17 protein-coding genes are annotated in these 18,014 nt (G+C 51.3%); all 17 read left to right on the top strand.

What is annotated here, in order from left to right:
* The first annotated feature begins 10 nt into the window (after positions 1–10).
* The 17 genes from mioC to pstA all read left to right on the top strand — a co-directional run bounded on the left by mioC (position 11) and on the right by pstA (position 17,938).
* Entirely contained in the window at positions 11–454 is a 444-nt protein-coding gene (gene mioC / locus BEA93_RS15485; protein ID WP_000763754.1) for an FMN-binding protein MioC, read from the top strand.
* Between the two features lie 378 nt (positions 455–832).
* Positions 833–2,722, top strand: coding sequence for a tRNA uridine-5-carboxymethylaminomethyl(34) synthesis enzyme MnmG (gene mnmG, locus BEA93_RS15480; protein WP_105224718.1), 1,890 nt, complete (start codon positions 833–835; stop codon positions 2,720–2,722).
* 63 nt (positions 2,723–2,785) lie between these two features.
* Positions 2,786–3,409 carry a 16S rRNA (guanine(527)-N(7))-methyltransferase RsmG gene (rsmG, locus tag BEA93_RS15475; protein WP_000932858.1) on the top strand — a complete coding sequence of 208 codons (624 nt, stop codon included), beginning with the start codon at positions 2,786–2,788 and terminating at the stop codon, positions 3,407–3,409.
* Positions 3,410–4,025: 616 nt separating this feature from the next.
* A complete protein-coding gene (gene atpI, locus BEA93_RS15470) occupies positions 4,026–4,406 on the top strand; it encodes a F0F1 ATP synthase subunit I (RefSeq protein WP_000116664.1) in 381 nt (126 codons plus the stop codon).
* An 8-nt stretch (positions 4,407–4,414) separates the two neighbouring features.
* Positions 4,415–5,230, top strand: a complete 816-nt coding sequence (gene atpB, locus BEA93_RS15465; protein WP_000135618.1) for a F0F1 ATP synthase subunit A — start codon at positions 4,415–4,417, stop codon at positions 5,228–5,230.
* A gap of 46 nt (positions 5,231–5,276) precedes the next feature.
* Complete coding sequence (atpE, locus tag BEA93_RS15460; protein ID WP_000429386.1) at positions 5,277–5,516, top strand: F0F1 ATP synthase subunit C; 240 nt, start codon at positions 5,277–5,279, stop codon at positions 5,514–5,516.
* A gap of 61 nt (positions 5,517–5,577) precedes the next feature.
* The gene (gene atpF, locus BEA93_RS15455) at positions 5,578–6,048 is read left to right on the top strand and encodes a F0F1 ATP synthase subunit B (protein ID WP_001052219.1); all 471 of its coding nucleotides are present in this window, start codon (positions 5,578–5,580) and stop codon (positions 6,046–6,048) included.
* Positions 6,049–6,062: 14 nt separating this feature from the next.
* Positions 6,063–6,596, top strand: coding sequence for a F0F1 ATP synthase subunit delta (gene atpH / locus BEA93_RS15450; protein ID WP_001288591.1), 534 nt, complete (start codon positions 6,063–6,065; stop codon positions 6,594–6,596).
* Positions 6,597–6,608: 12 nt separating this feature from the next.
* The gene (gene atpA / locus BEA93_RS15445; protein WP_001176745.1) at positions 6,609–8,150 is read left to right on the top strand and encodes a F0F1 ATP synthase subunit alpha; all 1,542 of its coding nucleotides are present in this window, start codon (positions 6,609–6,611) and stop codon (positions 8,148–8,150) included.
* Between the two features lie 50 nt (positions 8,151–8,200).
* Positions 8,201–9,064 carry a F0F1 ATP synthase subunit gamma gene (atpG, locus tag BEA93_RS15440; protein ID WP_000896498.1) on the top strand — a complete coding sequence of 288 codons (864 nt, stop codon included), beginning with the start codon at positions 8,201–8,203 and terminating at the stop codon, positions 9,062–9,064.
* A gap of 26 nt (positions 9,065–9,090) precedes the next feature.
* Positions 9,091–10,473: a F0F1 ATP synthase subunit beta gene (gene atpD, locus BEA93_RS15435; RefSeq protein WP_000190506.1), complete on the top strand. Its 1,383-nt coding sequence runs from the start codon at positions 9,091–9,093 to the stop codon at positions 10,471–10,473.
* A 20-nt stretch (positions 10,474–10,493) separates the two neighbouring features.
* Positions 10,494–10,913 (top strand): F0F1 ATP synthase subunit epsilon, encoded by a 420-nt coding sequence (locus BEA93_RS15430; RefSeq protein ID WP_001251965.1) that lies wholly within the window; start codon positions 10,494–10,496, stop codon positions 10,911–10,913.
* Positions 10,914–11,289: 376 nt separating this feature from the next.
* Positions 11,290–12,660, top strand: a complete 1,371-nt coding sequence (gene glmU, locus BEA93_RS15425) for a bifunctional UDP-N-acetylglucosamine diphosphorylase/glucosamine-1-phosphate N-acetyltransferase GlmU (protein WP_000933745.1) — start codon at positions 11,290–11,292, stop codon at positions 12,658–12,660.
* A 161-nt stretch (positions 12,661–12,821) separates the two neighbouring features.
* The gene (glmS, locus tag BEA93_RS15420; protein ID WP_000334041.1) at positions 12,822–14,651 is read left to right on the top strand and encodes a glutamine--fructose-6-phosphate transaminase (isomerizing); all 1,830 of its coding nucleotides are present in this window, start codon (positions 12,822–12,824) and stop codon (positions 14,649–14,651) included.
* Positions 14,652–14,961: 310 nt separating this feature from the next.
* Positions 14,962–16,002, top strand: a complete 1,041-nt coding sequence (pstS, locus tag BEA93_RS15415; protein WP_000867170.1) for a phosphate ABC transporter substrate-binding protein PstS — start codon at positions 14,962–14,964, stop codon at positions 16,000–16,002.
* Between the two features lie 86 nt (positions 16,003–16,088).
* Positions 16,089–17,048 carry a phosphate ABC transporter permease PstC gene (gene pstC / locus BEA93_RS15410; RefSeq protein ID WP_097169380.1) on the top strand — a complete coding sequence of 320 codons (960 nt, stop codon included), beginning with the start codon at positions 16,089–16,091 and terminating at the stop codon, positions 17,046–17,048.
* Entirely contained in the window at positions 17,048–17,938 is an 891-nt protein-coding gene (gene pstA / locus BEA93_RS15405; RefSeq protein WP_001252002.1) for a phosphate ABC transporter permease PstA, read from the top strand. Before pstC ends, pstA begins: the two co-directional genes overlap by 1 nt.
* Positions 17,939–18,014: the final 76 nt, after the last annotated feature.

Below are 18,014 nucleotides of genomic sequence, written 5' to 3'. Positions count from 1 at the left end.
GTGGCGGTTTATGGCAGATATTACTCTTATCAGCGGCAGCACCCTCGGTGGTGCCGAATATGTGGCAGAACACCTGGCTGAAAAGCTGGAAGAGGCAGGTTTTACCACCGAAACGCTGCACGGCCCGTTGTTAGAAGAGTTATCTACCTCTGGGATCTGGCTGGTTATCAGTTCTACCCACGGTGCCGGAGACATTCCGGACAACCTCTCTCCTTTCTATGAAGCATTGCTGGAACAAAAAACCGATCTTTCTGCGGTACGCTTTGGCGCAATCGGCATTGGTAGTCGTGAATACGACACTTTTTGTGGTGCTATCGATAAACTCGATGCTGAACTCAAAAATTCCGGTGCGAAACAGATTGGCGAAACACTGAAGATCAACATCCTTGATCATGACATTCCGGAAGATCCGGCAGAAGAATGGCTGGGATCGTGGGTTAATTTACTCAAATAACTATACAGATCGTGCGATCTACTGTGGATAACTCTGGTAGGAAGCTTGGATCAACCGGTAGTTATCCAAAGAACAACTGTTGTTCAGTTTTTGAGTTGTGTATAACTCCGCATTCTGATCCCAGCTTATACTGACCAGGATCACCGATCATTCACAGCTAATGATCCTCAGCAGGTCATTGATCTTAAAAGCCAGATCCTTGTTATCCACAGACCAGGTCGATCCTAATAAGAGATCACAATAGAACAGATCTCTAAATAAAAAGATCTTCTTTTTAATACTCAGGATCCCAGGTCTTTCTCAAGCCGTCAAAGTTGAGTAGAATCCACGGCCCGGGCTTCAATCCATTTTCATACCGCGTTATGCGAGGCAATCACCATGTTTTATCCGGATCCTTTTGACGTCATCATCATTGGCGGGGGTCATGCAGGCACCGAGGCAGCGATGGCCGCGGCGCGTATGGGTCAACAGACTCTGCTTTTGACACACAATATCGACACTCTGGGGCAGATGAGCTGCAACCCGGCGATCGGCGGTATTGGGAAGGGACATCTGGTAAAAGAAGTGGATGCACTCGGCGGTCTGATGGCAAAAGCGATCGACCATGCAGGTATTCAGTTTAGGATACTAAACGCCAGCAAGGGGCCAGCGGTTCGGGCTACCCGGGCACAGGCGGATCGCGTGCTCTATCGTCAAGCGGTACGTACTGCTTTGGAGAATCAACCGAACCTGATGATCTTCCAGCAGGCGGTTGAAGATCTTATTGTCGAAAACGATCGCGTGGTCGGCGCTGTTACCCAAATGGGCCTGAAATTCCGTGCCAAAGCTGTCGTTCTTACTGTCGGGACTTTCCTTGACGGTAAGATTCATATCGGTCTGGATAATTACAGCGGTGGTCGTGCTGGCGATCCTCCATCCATTCCGCTCTCGCGCCGTTTACGTGAACTTCCGCTGCGTGTTGGTCGTCTGAAAACCGGGACACCGCCGCGTATTGATGCGCGTACCATCGACTTTAGCGTCCTTGCACAACAGCATGGCGATAACCCGATGCCGGTGTTCTCGTTTATGGGCAATGCGGCCCAGCATCCACAGCAGGTGCCGTGCTACATCACCCATACCAACGAAAAAACGCATGACGTGATCCGCAGTAACCTCGATCGCAGTCCGATGTATGCCGGAGTGATCGAAGGTGTCGGCCCACGCTACTGTCCGTCGATCGAAGACAAAGTCATGCGCTTTGCTGACAGAAACCAGCATCAGATCTTCCTGGAGCCAGAAGGGTTAACGTCTAACGAAATTTATCCGAACGGTATCTCCACCAGCCTGCCGTTCGATGTGCAGATGCAAATCGTCCGCTCCATGCAGGGGATGGAAAACGCGAAGATCGTGCGTCCGGGTTATGCCATTGAATATGACTTCTTCGATCCGCGTGACCTGAAACCTACGCTGGAGAGCAAGTTTATCCAGGGGCTGTTCTTTGCCGGTCAAATTAATGGCACTACAGGTTACGAAGAAGCGGCGGCGCAAGGTTTGCTGGCCGGTCTTAACGCCGCTCGCCTGTCTGCAGACAAAGAAGGCTGGGCACCGGAGCGCTCCCAGGCGTACCTCGGCGTACTGGTAGATGACCTCTGCACACTGGGTACTAAAGAACCGTATCGTATGTTTACCTCTCGTGCGGAATATCGTCTGATGCTGCGCGAAGATAACGCCGACCTGCGTCTGACTGAAATCGGACGTGAGCTGGGGCTGGTTGACGATGAACGTTGGGCGCGCTTTAACGAGAAACTCGAAAATATCGAGCGTGAGCGTCAGCGTCTGAAATCCACTTGGGTAACCCCGTCGGCGGAAGCTGCTGCCGAAGTGAATGCTCACCTGACTGCGCCGCTTTCCCGTGAAGCCAGTGGTGAAGATCTGTTGCGTCGTCCGGAAATGACCTATGAAAAATTAACCTCGCTGACGCCGTTTGCCCCTGCGTTGACAGACGAGCAGGCGGCGGAACAGGTTGAGATTCAGGTTAAATATGAGGGTTATATTGCGCGCCAACAGGATGAGATCGAAAAACAGCAGCGTAACGAGAACACACTGCTGCCTGCGACACTGGATTACCGCCAGGTATCCGGTCTGTCTAACGAAGTGATCGCTAAACTCAACGATCACAAACCGGCCTCTATTGGTCAGGCTTCGCGTATTTCTGGCGTCACGCCTGCGGCCATCTCCATTCTGCTGGTGTGGCTGAAAAAACAAGGTATGCTGCGTCGTAGCGCATAACGCATTAAAAATGCCTGGTAAGCACCCGCTTACCGGGCAACGCATCAAGAACAGGTAATCACCGTGCTCAACAAACTCTCTTCACTGCTGAAAGACGCAGGAATTTCGCTTACCGATCACCAGAAAAATCAGCTTATTGCCTACGTAAATATGCTGCATAAATGGAATAAGGCGTACAACCTGACTTCGGTCCGCGATCCTAATGAGATGCTGGTACGCCATATTCTCGACAGCATTGTCGTGGCACCGTATCTGCAAGGTGAACGTTTTATCGATGTCGGTACAGGACCGGGTCTGCCAGGTATTCCACTCTCTATTGTGCGTCCTGAGGCCCACTTCACGTTGCTGGATAGCCTCGGTAAACGCGTGCGCTTCCTTCGTCAGGTGCAACATGAGTTAAAACTGGAGAACATTGAGCCAGTACAGAGTAGGGTAGAAGAGTTTCCGTCAGAGCCACCGTTTGATGGTGTGATTAGCCGTGCTTTTGCCTCTCTGAACGATATGGTGAGCTGGTGCCATCATCTTCCTGGTGAGCAAGGTCGTTTTTATGCGCTGAAAGGCCAAATGCCAGAAGATGAAATGGCCCTGCTACCAGCAGAATATCAGGTTGAATCAGTGGTTAAACTTCAGGTTCCGGCTCTGGATGGCGAACGTCATCTGGTGGTGATTAAAGCAAATAAAATTTAATTTTTATCAAAAAAATCATAAAAAATTAATCGGTTTGACTGTTAACAACAACCGGGTTTTTTACTGATATAACTGGTTACATTTAACGCCACGTTCACGATTTTGATTCAATACTGTAACGTGGTTTTTTTTGATAAGCAGAAAATAAGTCATTAGTGAAAATATCAGCCGGCTAAAAATCGGCGCTAAGAAGCATAACTTGCTGTTAAAATATTATTAAGAATGTCAATGGCTGGTTTTTGTTATGTAAATGTCATTTATGAAAACAGTATCTGTTTTTAGACTGAAATATCAGAAGCTTGCAATGGCATCATTTGCCAAGTAAATAAATATGCTGTGCGCGAACATGCGCGATATGTGATCTGAAGCACGCTTTATCACCAGTGTTTACGCGTTATTTACAGTTTTTCATGATCCGACATGGTTAGCAGAAAAGTCGCAATTGTATGCACTGGAAAAATATTTAAACATTTATTCACCTTTTGGCTACTTATTGTTTGAAATCACGGGGGCGCACCGTATAATTTGACCGCTTTTTGATGCTTGACTCTAAGCCTTAAAGAAAGTTTTATACGACACGCGGCATACCTCGAAGGGAGCAGGAGTGAAAAACGTGATGTCTGTGTCGCTCTTGAGTCGAAACGTTGCTCGGAAGCTTCTGCTCGTTCAGTTACTGGTGGTGATAGCAAGTGGATTGCTGTTCAGCCTCAAAGACCCCTTCTGGGGCGTCTCTGCGTTAAGCGGGGGCCTGGCAGTCTTTCTGCCTAACGTTTTGTTTATGATATTTGCCTGGCGTCACCAGGCGCATACACCAGCGAAAGGCCGGGTAGCCTGGACATTCGCTTTAGGCGAAGCTTTCAAAGTTCTGGCAATGTTGGTGTTACTGGTGGTGGCGTTGGCGGTTTTAAAGGCGGTATTCTTGCCGCTGATCGTTACGTGGGTTTTGGTGCTGGTGGTTCAGATACTGGCGCCGGCTGTAATTAACAACAAAGGGTAAAAGGCATCATGGCTTCAGAAAATATGACGCCGCAGGATTACATAGGACACCACCTGAATAACCTTCAGCTGGACCTGCGTACATTCTCGCTGGTGGATCCGCATAACCCCCCAGCCACCTTCTGGACAATTAATATTGACTCCATGTTCTTCTCGGTGGTGCTGGGTCTGTTGTTCCTGGTTTTATTCCGTAGCGTAGCCAAAAAGGCAACCAGCGGCGTACCAGGTAAGTTTCAGACCGCGATTGAGCTGGTAATCGGCTTTGTTAATGGTAGCGTGAAAGACATGTACCATGGCAAAAGTAAGCTGATTGCTCCGCTGGCCCTGACGATTTTTGTCTGGGTGTTCCTGATGAACCTGATGGACTTACTGCCTATCGATCTGCTGCCGTACATTGCTGAACATGTACTGGGGCTGCCTGCTCTGCGTGTGGTTCCGTCTGCTGACGTGAACGTAACGCTGTCTATGGCACTGGGCGTATTTATCCTGATTCTGTTCTACAGCATCAAAATGAAAGGCATCGGCGGCTTCACGAAAGAGTTGACGCTGCAGCCGTTCAATCACTGGGCGTTCATTCCTGTCAACTTAATCCTTGAAGGGGTAAGCCTGCTGTCCAAACCTGTTTCACTCGGTTTGCGACTGTTCGGTAACATGTACGCGGGTGAGCTGATTTTCATTCTGATTGCTGGTCTGTTGCCGTGGTGGTCACAGTGGATCCTGAATGTGCCGTGGGCCATTTTCCACATCCTGATTATTACGCTGCAAGCCTTCATCTTCATGGTTCTGACGATCGTCTATCTGTCGATGGCGTCTGAAGAACATTAATTTACCAACACTACTACGTTTTAACTGAAACAAACTGGAGACTGTCATGGAAAACCTGAATATGGATCTGCTGTACATGGCTGCCGCTGTGATGATGGGTCTGGCGGCAATCGGTGCTGCGATCGGTATCGGCATCCTCGGGGGTAAATTCCTGGAAGGCGCAGCGCGTCAACCGGATCTGATTCCACTGCTGCGTACTCAGTTCTTTATCGTTATGGGTCTGGTGGATGCTATCCCGATGATCGCTGTAGGTCTGGGTCTGTACGTGATGTTCGCTGTCGCGTAGTAAGCGTTGCTTTTATTTAAAGAGCAATATCAGAACGTTAACTAAATAGAGGCATTGTGCTGTGAATCTTAACGCAACAATCCTCGGCCAGGCCATCGCGTTTGTCCTGTTCGTTCTGTTCTGCATGAAGTACGTATGGCCGCCATTAATGGCTGCCATCGAAAAACGTCAAAAAGAAATTGCTGACGGTCTTGCTTCCGCAGAACGAGCACACAAGGACCTTGACCTTGCAAAGGCCAGCGCGACCGACCAGCTGAAAAAAGCGAAAGCGGAAGCCCAGGTAATCATCGAGCAGGCGAACAAACGTCGCTCTCAGATTCTGGACGAAGCTAAAGCTGAGGCAGAACAGGAACGTACTAAAATCGTGGCTCAGGCGCAGGCGGAAATTGAAGCCGAGCGTAAACGTGCCCGTGAAGAGCTGCGTAAGCAAGTTGCTATCCTGGCTGTTGCTGGCGCCGAGAAGATCATCGAACGTTCCGTGGATGAAGCTGCTAACAGCGACATCGTGGATAAACTTGTCGCTGAACTGTAAGGAGGGAGGGGCTGATGTCTGAATTTATTACGGTAGCTCGCCCCTACGCCAAAGCAGCTTTTGACTTTGCCGTCGAACACCAAAGTGTAGAACGCTGGCAGGACATGCTGGCGTTTGCCGCCGAGGTAACCAAAAACGAACAGATGGCAGAGCTTCTGTCTGGTGCACTGGCACCAGAAACGCTCGCCGGGTCGTTTATCGCAGTTTGTGGTGAGCAACTGGACGAAAACGGTCAGAACCTGATTCGGGTTATGGCTGAAAATGGTCGTCTTAACGCGCTCCCGGATGTTCTGGAGCAGTTTATTCACCTGCGTGCTGTGAGTGAGGCTACCGCTGAGGTAGACGTCATTTCCGCTGCCGCGCTGAGTGAACAACAGCTCGCGAAAATTTCTGCTGCGATGGAAAAACGTCTGTCACGCAAAGTTAAGCTGAATTGCAAAATCGATAAGTCTGTAATGGCAGGCGTTATCATCCGAGCGGGTGATATGGTCATTGATGGCAGCGTACGCGGTCGTCTTGAGCGCCTTGCAGACGTCTTGCAGTCTTAAGGGGACTGGAGCATGCAACTGAATTCCACCGAAATCAGCGAACTGATCAAGCAGCGCATTGCTCAGTTCAATGTTGTGAGTGAAGCTCACAACGAAGGTACTATTGTTTCTGTAAGTGACGGTGTTATCCGCATCCACGGCCTGGCCGATTGTATGCAGGGTGAAATGATCTCCCTGCCGGGTAACCGTTACGCTATCGCACTGAACCTCGAGCGCGACTCTGTAGGTGCGGTTGTTATGGGTCCGTACGCTGACCTTGCCGAAGGCATGAAAGTTAAGTGTACTGGCCGTATCCTGGAAGTTCCGGTTGGCCGTGGCCTGCTGGGCCGTGTGGTTAACACTCTGGGTGCGCCAATCGACGGTAAAGGTCCGCTGGATCACGACGGCTTCTCTGCTGTAGAAGCTATCGCTCCGGGCGTTATCGAACGTCAGTCCGTAGATCAGCCGGTACAGACTGGTTATAAAGCTGTTGACTCCATGATCCCAATCGGTCGTGGTCAGCGTGAATTGATCATCGGTGACCGTCAGACCGGTAAAACCGCACTGGCTATCGATGCCATCATCAACCAGCGCGATTCCGGTATCAAATGTATCTATGTTGCTATCGGTCAGAAAGCGTCCACCATTTCTAACGTGGTACGTAAACTGGAAGAGCACGGCGCACTGGCTAACACCATCGTTGTGGTAGCAACCGCGTCTGAATCCGCTGCACTGCAATACCTGGCACCGTATGCGGGTTGCGCAATGGGCGAATACTTCCGTGACCGTGGTGAAGATGCGCTGATCATTTACGATGACCTGTCTAAACAGGCTGTTGCTTACCGTCAGATCTCCCTGCTGCTCCGTCGTCCGCCAGGACGTGAAGCATTCCCGGGTGACGTATTCTACCTCCACTCTCGTCTGCTGGAGCGTGCTGCGCGTGTTAACGCCGAATACGTTGAAGCTTTCACCAAAGGTGAAGTGAAAGGGAAAACCGGTTCTCTGACCGCGCTGCCGATTATCGAAACTCAGGCTGGTGACGTTTCTGCGTTCGTTCCGACCAACGTAATCTCTATTACCGATGGTCAGATCTTCCTGGAAACCAACCTGTTCAACGCCGGTATTCGTCCTGCGGTTAACCCGGGTATCTCCGTATCCCGTGTTGGTGGTGCAGCACAGACCAAGATCATGAAAAAACTGTCCGGTGGTATCCGTACCGCTCTGGCGCAGTATCGTGAACTGGCAGCGTTCTCTCAGTTTGCATCCGACCTTGACGATGCAACGCGTAAGCAGCTTGACCACGGTCAGAAAGTGACCGAACTGCTGAAACAGAAACAGTATGCGCCGATGTCCGTTGCGCAGCAGTCTCTGGTTCTGTTCGCAGCAGAACGTGGTTACCTGGCGGATGTTGAACTGTCGAAAATCGGCAGCTTCGAAGCCGCTCTGCTGGCTTACGTCGACCGTGATCACGCTCCGTTGATGCAAGAGATCAACCAGACCGGTGGCTACAACGACGAAATCGAAGGCAAGCTGAAAGGCATCCTCGATTCCTTCAAAGCAACCCAATCCTGGTAACGTCTGGCGGCTTGCCTTAGGGCAGGCCGCAAGGCATTGAGGAGAAGCTCATGGCCGGCGCAAAAGAGATACGTAGTAAGATCGCAAGCGTCCAGAACACGCAAAAGATCACTAAAGCGATGGAGATGGTCGCCGCTTCCAAAATGCGTAAATCGCAGGATCGCATGGCGGCCAGCCGTCCTTATGCAGAAACCATGCGCAAAGTGATTGGTCACCTTGCACACGGTAATCTGGAATATAAGCACCCATACCTGGAAGATCGCGACGTTAAACGCGTGGGCTACCTGGTGGTGTCGACCGACCGTGGTTTGTGCGGTGGTTTGAACATTAACCTGTTCAAAAAACTGCTGGCGGAAATGAAGACCTGGACCGACAAAGGCGTTCAATGCGACCTCGCAATGATCGGCTCGAAAGGTGTGTCGTTCTTCAACTCCGTGGGCGGCAATGTTGTTGCCCAGGTTACAGGTATGGGGGATAACCCTTCCCTGTCCGAACTGATCGGTCCGGTAAAAGTGATGTTGCAGGCCTACGACGAAGGCCGTCTGGACAAGCTTTACATTGTCAGCAACAAATTTATTAACACCATGTCTCAGGTTCCGACTATCAGCCAACTGCTGCCGTTACCGGCGTCAGATGATGATGATCTGAAACATAAATCCTGGGATTACCTGTACGAACCCGATCCGAAGGCGTTGCTGGATACCCTGCTGCGTCGTTATGTCGAATCTCAGGTTTATCAGGGCGTGGTTGAAAACCTGGCCAGCGAGCAGGCCGCCCGTATGGTGGCGATGAAAGCCGCGACCGACAATGGCGGCAGCCTGATTAAAGAGCTGCAGTTGGTATACAACAAAGCTCGTCAGGCCAGCATTACTCAGGAACTCACCGAGATCGTCTCGGGGGCCGCCGCGGTTTAAACAGGTTATTTCGTAGAGGATTTAAGATGGCTACTGGAAAGATTGTCCAGGTAATCGGCGCCGTAGTTGACGTCGAATTCCCTCAGGATGCCGTACCGCGCGTGTACGATGCTCTTGAGGTGCAAAATGGTAATGAGCGTTTGGTGCTGGAAGTTCAGCAGCAGCTCGGCGGCGGTATCGTGCGTACCATCGCAATGGGTTCCTCCGACGGTCTGCGTCGCGGTCTGGATGTAAAAGACCTCGAACACCCGATCGAAGTCCCTGTAGGTAAAGCGACTCTGGGCCGTATCATGAACGTACTGGGCGAACCGGTCGACATGAAAGGCGAGATCGGTGAAGAAGAGCGTTGGGCGATTCACCGCGCAGCACCTTCCTACGAAGAGCTGTCAAACTCTCAGGAACTGCTGGAAACCGGTATCAAAGTTATCGACCTGATGTGTCCGTTCGCGAAGGGCGGTAAAGTTGGTCTGTTCGGTGGTGCAGGTGTTGGTAAAACCGTAAACATGATGGAGCTTATTCGTAACATCGCGATCGAGCACTCCGGTTACTCTGTGTTTGCGGGCGTAGGTGAACGTACTCGTGAGGGTAACGACTTCTACCACGAAATGACCGACTCCAACGTTATCGATAAAGTATCCCTGGTGTATGGCCAGATGAACGAGCCGCCGGGAAACCGTCTGCGCGTTGCACTGACCGGCCTGACCATGGCGGAGAAATTCCGTGACGAAGGTCGTGACGTTCTGCTGTTCGTTGACAACATCTATCGTTACACCCTGGCCGGTACGGAAGTATCCGCACTGCTTGGCCGTATGCCTTCAGCGGTAGGTTATCAGCCGACCCTGGCGGAAGAGATGGGTGTTCTGCAGGAACGTATCACCTCCACCAAAACAGGTTCTATCACCTCCGTTCAGGCGGTATACGTACCTGCGGATGACTTGACTGACCCATCACCGGCCACCACCTTTGCGCACCTTGACGCAACCGTGGTACTGAGCCGTCAGATCGCGTCTCTGGGTATCTACCCGGCCGTTGACCCGCTGGACTCCACCAGCCGTCAGTTGGACCCGCTGGTAGTTGGTCAGGAACACTACGACACCGCGCGTGGCGTACAGTCCATCCTGCAACGTTATCAGGAACTGAAAGACATCATCGCCATCCTGGGTATGGATGAACTGTCTGAAGAAGATAAACTGGTGGTAGCGCGCGCTCGTAAGATCCAGCGCTTCCTGTCCCAGCCGTTCTTCGTGGCAGAAGTATTCACCGGTTCTCCGGGTAAATACGTCTCCCTGAAAGACACCATCCGTGGCTTTAAAGGCATCATGGAAGGCGAATACGATCACCTGCCGGAGCAGGCGTTCTACATGGTCGGTTCCATCGAAGAAGCTGTGGAAAAAGCCAAAAAACTTTAACGCCTTAATCGGAGGGTGATATGGCAATGACTTACCACCTGGACGTCGTCAGCGCAGAGCAACAAATGTTCTCTGGTCTGGTCGAGAAAATCCAGGTAACGGGTAGCGAAGGTGAACTGGGAATTTACCCGGGCCACGCACCGCTGCTCACCGCCATTAAGCCTGGTATGATTCGCATCGTGAAACAGCACGGTCACGAAGAGTTTATCTATCTGTCTGGCGGCATTCTTGAAGTGCAGCCTGGCAACGTGACCGTTCTGGCCGACACCGCAATTCGCGGCCAGGATCTCGACGAAGCGCGAGCCATGGAAGCGAAACGTAAGGCTGAAGAGCACATTAGCAGCTCTCACGGCGACGTAGATTACGCTCAGGCGTCTGCGGAACTGGCCAAAGCGATCGCGCAGTTGCGCGTTATCGAGTTGACTAAAAAAGCGATGTAACACCGGCTTGAAAAGCACAAAAGCCAGTCTGGAAACAGGCTGGCTTTTTTTCGCGCGTCGCCGCGAGATTTGTTCTGCTATGTTTTTATATCCCGCAATTAAACCGTCTTTATAACTCAGCGAAATCCTTCGTTGGTTTTCTTGTTTATTCATTGATCGAAATAAGAGCAAAAACATCAGGCTGACGCTTAAATGAAGGTGATGCCTTACTTTTATGCAGACAAAAGGCGTGACGATGGTCGAAAATGGTGCTTTCGCCAGCGAGGATAATCCGTTATTGAACAATTTATCCTCTGTCCATTTCACGATGAAAAAAATGTAGTTTTTTCAAGGTGAAGCGGTTTAAATTCGTTCTCAAATTACAGTCAGGACGCGTATGTTGAATAATGCTATGAGCGTAGTGATCCTTGCCGCGGGCAAAGGCACTCGCATGTATTCCGATCTTCCGAAAGTGCTGCATACCCTTGCCGGGAAAGCGATGGTTCAGCATGTCATTGATGCTGCGAATGAATTAGGCGCAGCACACGTTCATCTGGTGTATGGTCACGGTGGCGATCTGCTTAAACAGGCGCTGAAAGATGACAACCTGAACTGGGTACTTCAGGCAGAGCAACTGGGTACTGGTCATGCGATGCAGCAGGCTGCGCCTTTCTTTGCCGATGATGAAGACATTTTAATGCTTTACGGCGACGTACCGCTGATCTCTGTCGAAACACTCCAGCGTCTGCGCGATGCTAAACCGCAGGGCGGCATTGGTCTGTTGACGGTGAAACTGGATGACCCGACCGGTTATGGTCGTATCACCCGTGAAAACGGCAAAGTTACTGGCATTGTTGAACATAAAGATGCCACCGATGAGCAGCGTCAGATTCAGGAAATCAACACCGGCATTCTGATCGCCAACGGCGCAGATATGAAACGCTGGCTGGCGAAGCTGACTAACAATAACGCTCAGGGCGAATACTACATCACCGATATTATTGCGCTGGCGTATCAGGAAGGGCGTGAAATCGTCGCTGTACATCCGCAACGCTTAAGCGAAGTTGAAGGCGTGAATAACCGCCTGCAACTCTCCCGTCTGGAGCGCGTTTATCAGTCCGAACAGGCTGAAAAACTGCTGTTGGCAGGGGTTATGCTACGCGATCCGGCCCGTTTTGATCTGCGCGGAACGCTTACTCACGGGCGTGATGTTGAAATTGATACTAACGTTATCATCGAGGGTAATGTTACTCTCGGCAATCGCGTGAAAATTGGCACTGGTTGCGTGATTAAAAACAGCGTGATTGGTGATGATTGCGAAATCAGCCCATATACAGTGGTGGAAGACGCGAATCTGGCAGCGGCCTGTACCATTGGCCCGTTTGCCCGTCTGCGCCCGGGGGCAGAGCTGCTTGAAGGCGCACACGTCGGTAACTTTGTTGAGATGAAAAAAGCGCGTCTGGGTAAAGGTTCAAAAGCCGGTCATCTGACTTATCTGGGCGATGCGGAAATCGGTGATAACGTTAACATCGGTGCAGGAACCATTACCTGCAACTATGATGGTGCGAATAAATTTAAAACCATTATTGGCGACGATGTGTTTGTCGGCTCTGACACCCAACTTGTTGCACCGGTAACGGTTGGTAAAGGCGCGACTATTGCTGCGGGTACTACCGTAACGCGCAATGTTGGCGAAAACGCTCTGGCAATTAGCCGCGTGCCGCAGTCGCAAAAAGAAGGTTGGCGTCGTCCAGTAAAGAAAAAGTAATTCTGGCCGGGTAATCCGGCCTCCTGGGATGAAGAGATAACATAATCTCCCGCCCGCAAGCAGTAACTATAAAAATAACCCCACTCTCTACAAGGCTCGGGGCGCCCGGAAAAACGGGCATACAGGTTGACCGACAACGATATCAATCGGAATTAAAAACTATGTGTGGAATTGTTGGCGCGATCGCGCAACGTGATGTAGCTGAAATCCTTCTTGAAGGTTTACGTCGTCTGGAATACCGCGGTTATGACTCTGCTGGCCTGGCAGTAGTCGATGCGGACGGTAATATGACCCGTCTGCGTCGTCTCGGTAAAGTGCAAATGCTGGCCCAGGCAGCGGAAGAACATCCTCTGCATGGCGGAACGGGTATTGCTCATACCCGTTGGGCGACCCACGGTGAACCTTCAGAAGTGAATGCGCATCCGCATGTTTCTGAACACATTGTGGTGGTGCATAACGGCATCATCGAAAACCATGAACCACTGCGTGAAGAGTTAAAAGCGCGTGGCTATACCTTCGTTTCTGAAACCGACACCGAAGTGATTGCGCATTTGGTTAACTGGGAACTGAAACAGGGCGGCACCCTGCGTGAAGCTGTTCTGCGTGCTATCCCGCAACTGCGTGGCGCTTACGGTACGGTAATTATGGATACCCGTCACCCGGATACCCTGCTGGCGGCTCGTTCCGGTAGTCCGCTGGTTATCGGCCTTGGCATGGGCGAAAACTTTATCGCTTCTGACCAACTGGCACTGCTGCCGGTGACCCGTCGCTTTATCTTCCTTGAAGAGGGTGATATTGCGGAAATCACTCGCCGTTCAGTAAACATCTTCGATAAATCTGGCGCGGAAGTTAAACGCCAGGATATCGAATCCAATCTGCAATATGATGCGGGCGATAAAGGCATTTACCGTCATTACATGCAGAAAGAGATCTACGAACAGCCGAACGCGATCAAAAACACTCTTGCCGGGCGTATCAGCCACGGTCAGGTGGATCTAAGTGAACTGGGGCCGAACGCAGATGAACTGCTGTCGAAGGTTGAGCATATTCAGATCCTCGCCTGTGGTACTTCGTACAATTCAGGTATGGTTTCCCGTTACTGGTTTGAATCGCTGGCTGGTATTCCGTGCGACGTCGAAATCGCCTCTGAATTCCGCTATCGCAAATCTGCTGTTCGCCGTAACAGTCTGATGATCACCCTGTCGCAGTCGGGAGAAACCGCGGATACACTGGCTGGCCTGCGCCTGTCGAAAGAGCTGGGATATCTCGGCTCGCTGGCGATCTGTAACGTTGCAGGCTCTTCTCTGGTTCGTGAATCCGATTTGGCGCTGATGACCAACGCAGGTACTGAAATTGGCGTGGCGTCCACCAAAGCATTCACCACTCAGTTAACTGTGCTGTTGATGCTGGTGGCAAAACTGTCCCGCCTGAAAGGCCTGGATGCCTCCATTGAACATGACATCGTGCATGGTCTGCAGGCGCTGCCGAGCCGTATCGAGCAGATGCTGTCTCAGGACAAACGTATTGAAGCTCTGGCGGAAGATTTTTCTGATAAACACCACGCGTTGTTCCTGGGCCGTGGCGATCAGTACCCCATCGCGCTGGAAGGCGCATTGAAGCTGAAAGAGATCTCCTACATTCACGCCGAAGCCTATGCTGCGGGCGAACTGAAACACGGCCCGCTGGCGCTGATTGACGCTGATATGCCGGTTATCGTCGTTGCACCGAACAACGAACTGCTGGAAAAACTAAAATCCAACATCGAAGAAGTTCGTGCGCGTGGCGGTCAGTTGTACGTCTTTGCCGATCAGGATGCAGGATTTGTGAGCAGCGATAACATGCACATCATCGAGATGCCGCATGTGGAAGAAGTGATTGCTCCGATCTTCTATACCGTTCCGCTGCAACTATTGGCGTACCACGTCGCGCTGATCAAAGGCACCGACGTTGACCAGCCGCGTAACCTGGCAAAATCGGTTACGGTTGAGTAATACACAGATGCCCTGCTTTCGCAGGGCATTTTTTCCTGTTATGTTTTTAATCAAACATCCAGCCCACGTCATGTGACAAATCGTCATCTTCGGCTATTTTTTCACTGTCACAGAGTGAAAATTTTCTGTTATCTCTTCTTTATTAATATTTGTAACACACTGAATTTAAATGGTTATTTAAATAAGAGTGAAGGCTTTCTTTCTCTGTCATAAAACTGTCATAAACCTTACATATAACTGTCACCTGTTTGTCCTATTTTGCTTCTTGTAGCCAACAAACAATGCTTTATGAATCCTCCCAGGAGACATTATGAAAGTTATGCGTACCACCGTCGCAACTGTTGTCGCCGCGACCTTATCGATGAGTGCTTTCTCTGTGTTTGCAGAAGCAAGCCTGACAGGTGCAGGTGCAACCTTCCCTGCGCCGGTGTATGCCAAATGGGCTGACACTTACCAGAAAGAAACCGGTAATAAAGTTAACTACCAGGGGATTGGTTCTTCTGGTGGCGTAAAACAGATTATCGCTAACACCGTTGATTTCGGTGCTTCTGACGCACCGCTGTCTGACGAAAAACTGGCTCAGGAAGGACTGTTCCAATTTCCGACCGTGATTGGCGGCGTCGTGCTGGCAGTTAACCTGCCGGGTCTTAAATCTGGCGAACTGGTGCTGGATGGTAAAACCCTCGGTGACATCTACCTGGGCAAAATTAAAAAGTGGGATGACGAAGCGATCGTCAAACTGAATCCGGGTCTGAAACTGCCTTCACAGAACATCGCCGTGGTGCGCCGCGCAGATGGCTCCGGGACTTCTTTCGTTTTCACCAGCTACCTGGCGAAAGTAAATGAAGAGTGGAAAAACAGCGTTGGTACTGGCTCTACCGTAAAATGGCCGATCGGTCTTGGTGGTAAAGGTAACGACGGTATTGCCGCATTTGTTCAGCGTCTGCCGGGGGCAATTGGCTACGTTGAATATGCTTACGCGAAGCAAAACAACCTCGCCTACACCAAACTGATCTCCGCTGATGGTAAACCTGTTGCGCCGACCGAAGAGAACTTCGCAAATGCGGCAAAAGGCGCAGACTGGAGCAAAACATTCGCTCAGGATCTGACCAACCAGAAAGGCGAAGATGCGTGGCCGATCACCTCTACCACGTTCATTCTGGTTCACAAAGATCAGAAGAAACCAGAGCAAGGTGCAGAAGTGCTGAAGTTCTTCGACTGGGCATACAAAACCGGAGCTAAACAGGCCAACGACCTGGATTACGCCAGCCTGCCGGATAGCGTAGTTGAACAGGTTCGCGCTGCGTGGAAGACCAATATTAAAGACAGTAGCGGTAAGCCACTGTACTAATAAAACTCCAGGCCGGATAAGGCGTTTTACACCGTATCCGGCATTACAAAATGACTTTGTAAACGCGTTTAACTGAAGAGTAACTTATGGCTGCAACCAAGCCTGCTTTTAACCCACCGGGTAAAAAGGGCGACATAATTTTCAGCGTGCTGGTAAAACTGGCGGCGCTGATTGTGCTATTGATGTTGGGTGGCATTATTGTCTCTCTGATCATCTCCTCCTGGCCGAGCATTCAGAAATTTGGTCTGGCTTTCCTGTGGACCAAAGAGTGGGATGCGCCGAACGATATTTACGGGGCGCTGGTGCCGATCTACGGTACGCTGGTGACTTCGTTTATCGCGCTGCTGATCGCCGTCCCGGTGAGTTTCGGGATTGCCCTGTTCCTGACAGAGCTTGCGCCAGGCTGGCTGAAGCGCCCGCTGGGTATCGCCATTGAACTGCTGGCAGCCATTCCAAGTATCGTTTACGGCATGTGGGGGCTGTTTATTTTTGCACCGCTGTTTGCCGTCTACTTCCAGGAACCAGTCAGCAATATCATGTCGAATATCCCGATTGTTGGCGCGCTGTTCTCCGGCCCGGCATTTGGTATCGGTATCCTCGCGGCGGGCGTGATCCTCGCCATTATGATCATTCCGTACATTGCGGCGGTAATGCGCGATGTCTTCGAACAAACCCCGGTGATGATGAAAGAGTCAGCCTACGGTATCGGCTGCACCACCTGGGAAGTTATCTGGCGTATCGTTCTTCCGTTCACCAAAAATGGTGTGATCGGCGGCATTATGCTGGGTCTGGGGCGCGCGCTCGGTGAAACGATGGCGGTGACCTTTATCATCGGTAACACCTACCAGCTCGACAGCGCCTCGCTGTATATGCCAGGTAACAGTATTACTTCCGCGTTGGCGAACGAATTTGCGGAAGCAGAATCCGGTCTGCACGTGGCTGCACTGATGGAACTCGGCCTGATCCTGTTTGTGATTACCTTCATCGTCCTGGCCGCATCGAAGTTTATGATTATGCGCCTGGCTAAGAATGAGGGGGCACGCTAATGGCTATGGTTGAAACACAAACAACCGCGGCGCTGGCAGAATCCCGCCGCAAAATGCAGGCGCGTCGCCGCCTCAAAAACCGTATTGCGCTGACGCTCTCAATGGCGACGATGGCTTTCGGTCTGTTCTGGCTGATCTGGATTTTAATGTCCACCATCACCCGCGGTATCGACGGTATGTCTCTGGCGCTGTTCACCGAAATGACGCCGCCGCCAAATACAGAAGGTGGTGGCCTGGCGAACGCCCTGGCGGGTAGCGGCCTGTTAATTTTGTGGGCCACGGTATTCGGTACGCCGCTGGGGATTATGGCGGGGATTTATCTGGCGGAATATGGACGTAAATCCTGGCTGGCTGAAGTTATTCGCTTCATTAACGACATTCTGCTCTCCGCGCCGTCGATTGTTGTTGGTCTGTTTGTTTATACCATCGTGGTGGCTCAGATGGAGCACTTCTCCGGTTGGGCTGGCGTGATTGCCCTGGCACTGTTGCAGGTGCCGATTGTTATCCGCACCACCGAGAACATGCTGAAACTGGTGCCGGACAGCCTGCGTGAAGCGGCTTATGCGCTGGGGACGCCGAAGTGGAAGATGATCTCCGCGATTACTCTGAAAGCGTCGGTCTCCGGGATTATGACCGGTATTCTGCTGGCGATTGCTCGTATTGCGGGTGAAACCGCGCCGCTGCTGTTTACCGCGCTCTCCAACCAGTTCTGGAGCACGGACATGATGCAGCCGATCGCTAACCTGCCGGTAACGATCTTTAAGTTCGCGATGAGCCCGTTTGCGGAATGGCAGCAACTGGCCTGGGCTGGTGTGTTGATCATTACCCTGTGCGTACTGCTGCTGAACATTCTGGCGCGCGTTGTTTTTGCCAAGAATAAACACGGTTAACACTTTGCCGGATGCGGCGTGAACGCCTTATCCGGCCTACGGTAAGCCTGATTAGCGAAGTGCATCAGGCACGATG

The organism is Escherichia sp. MOD1-EC5950 (assembly GCF_002965345.1).
Lineage (GTDB): Bacteria > Pseudomonadota > Gammaproteobacteria > Enterobacterales > Enterobacteriaceae > Escherichia > Escherichia marmotae.
Note: the sequence above shows the minus strand (reverse complement) of the source record. Positions and strands in the feature narration are given on the sequence as shown.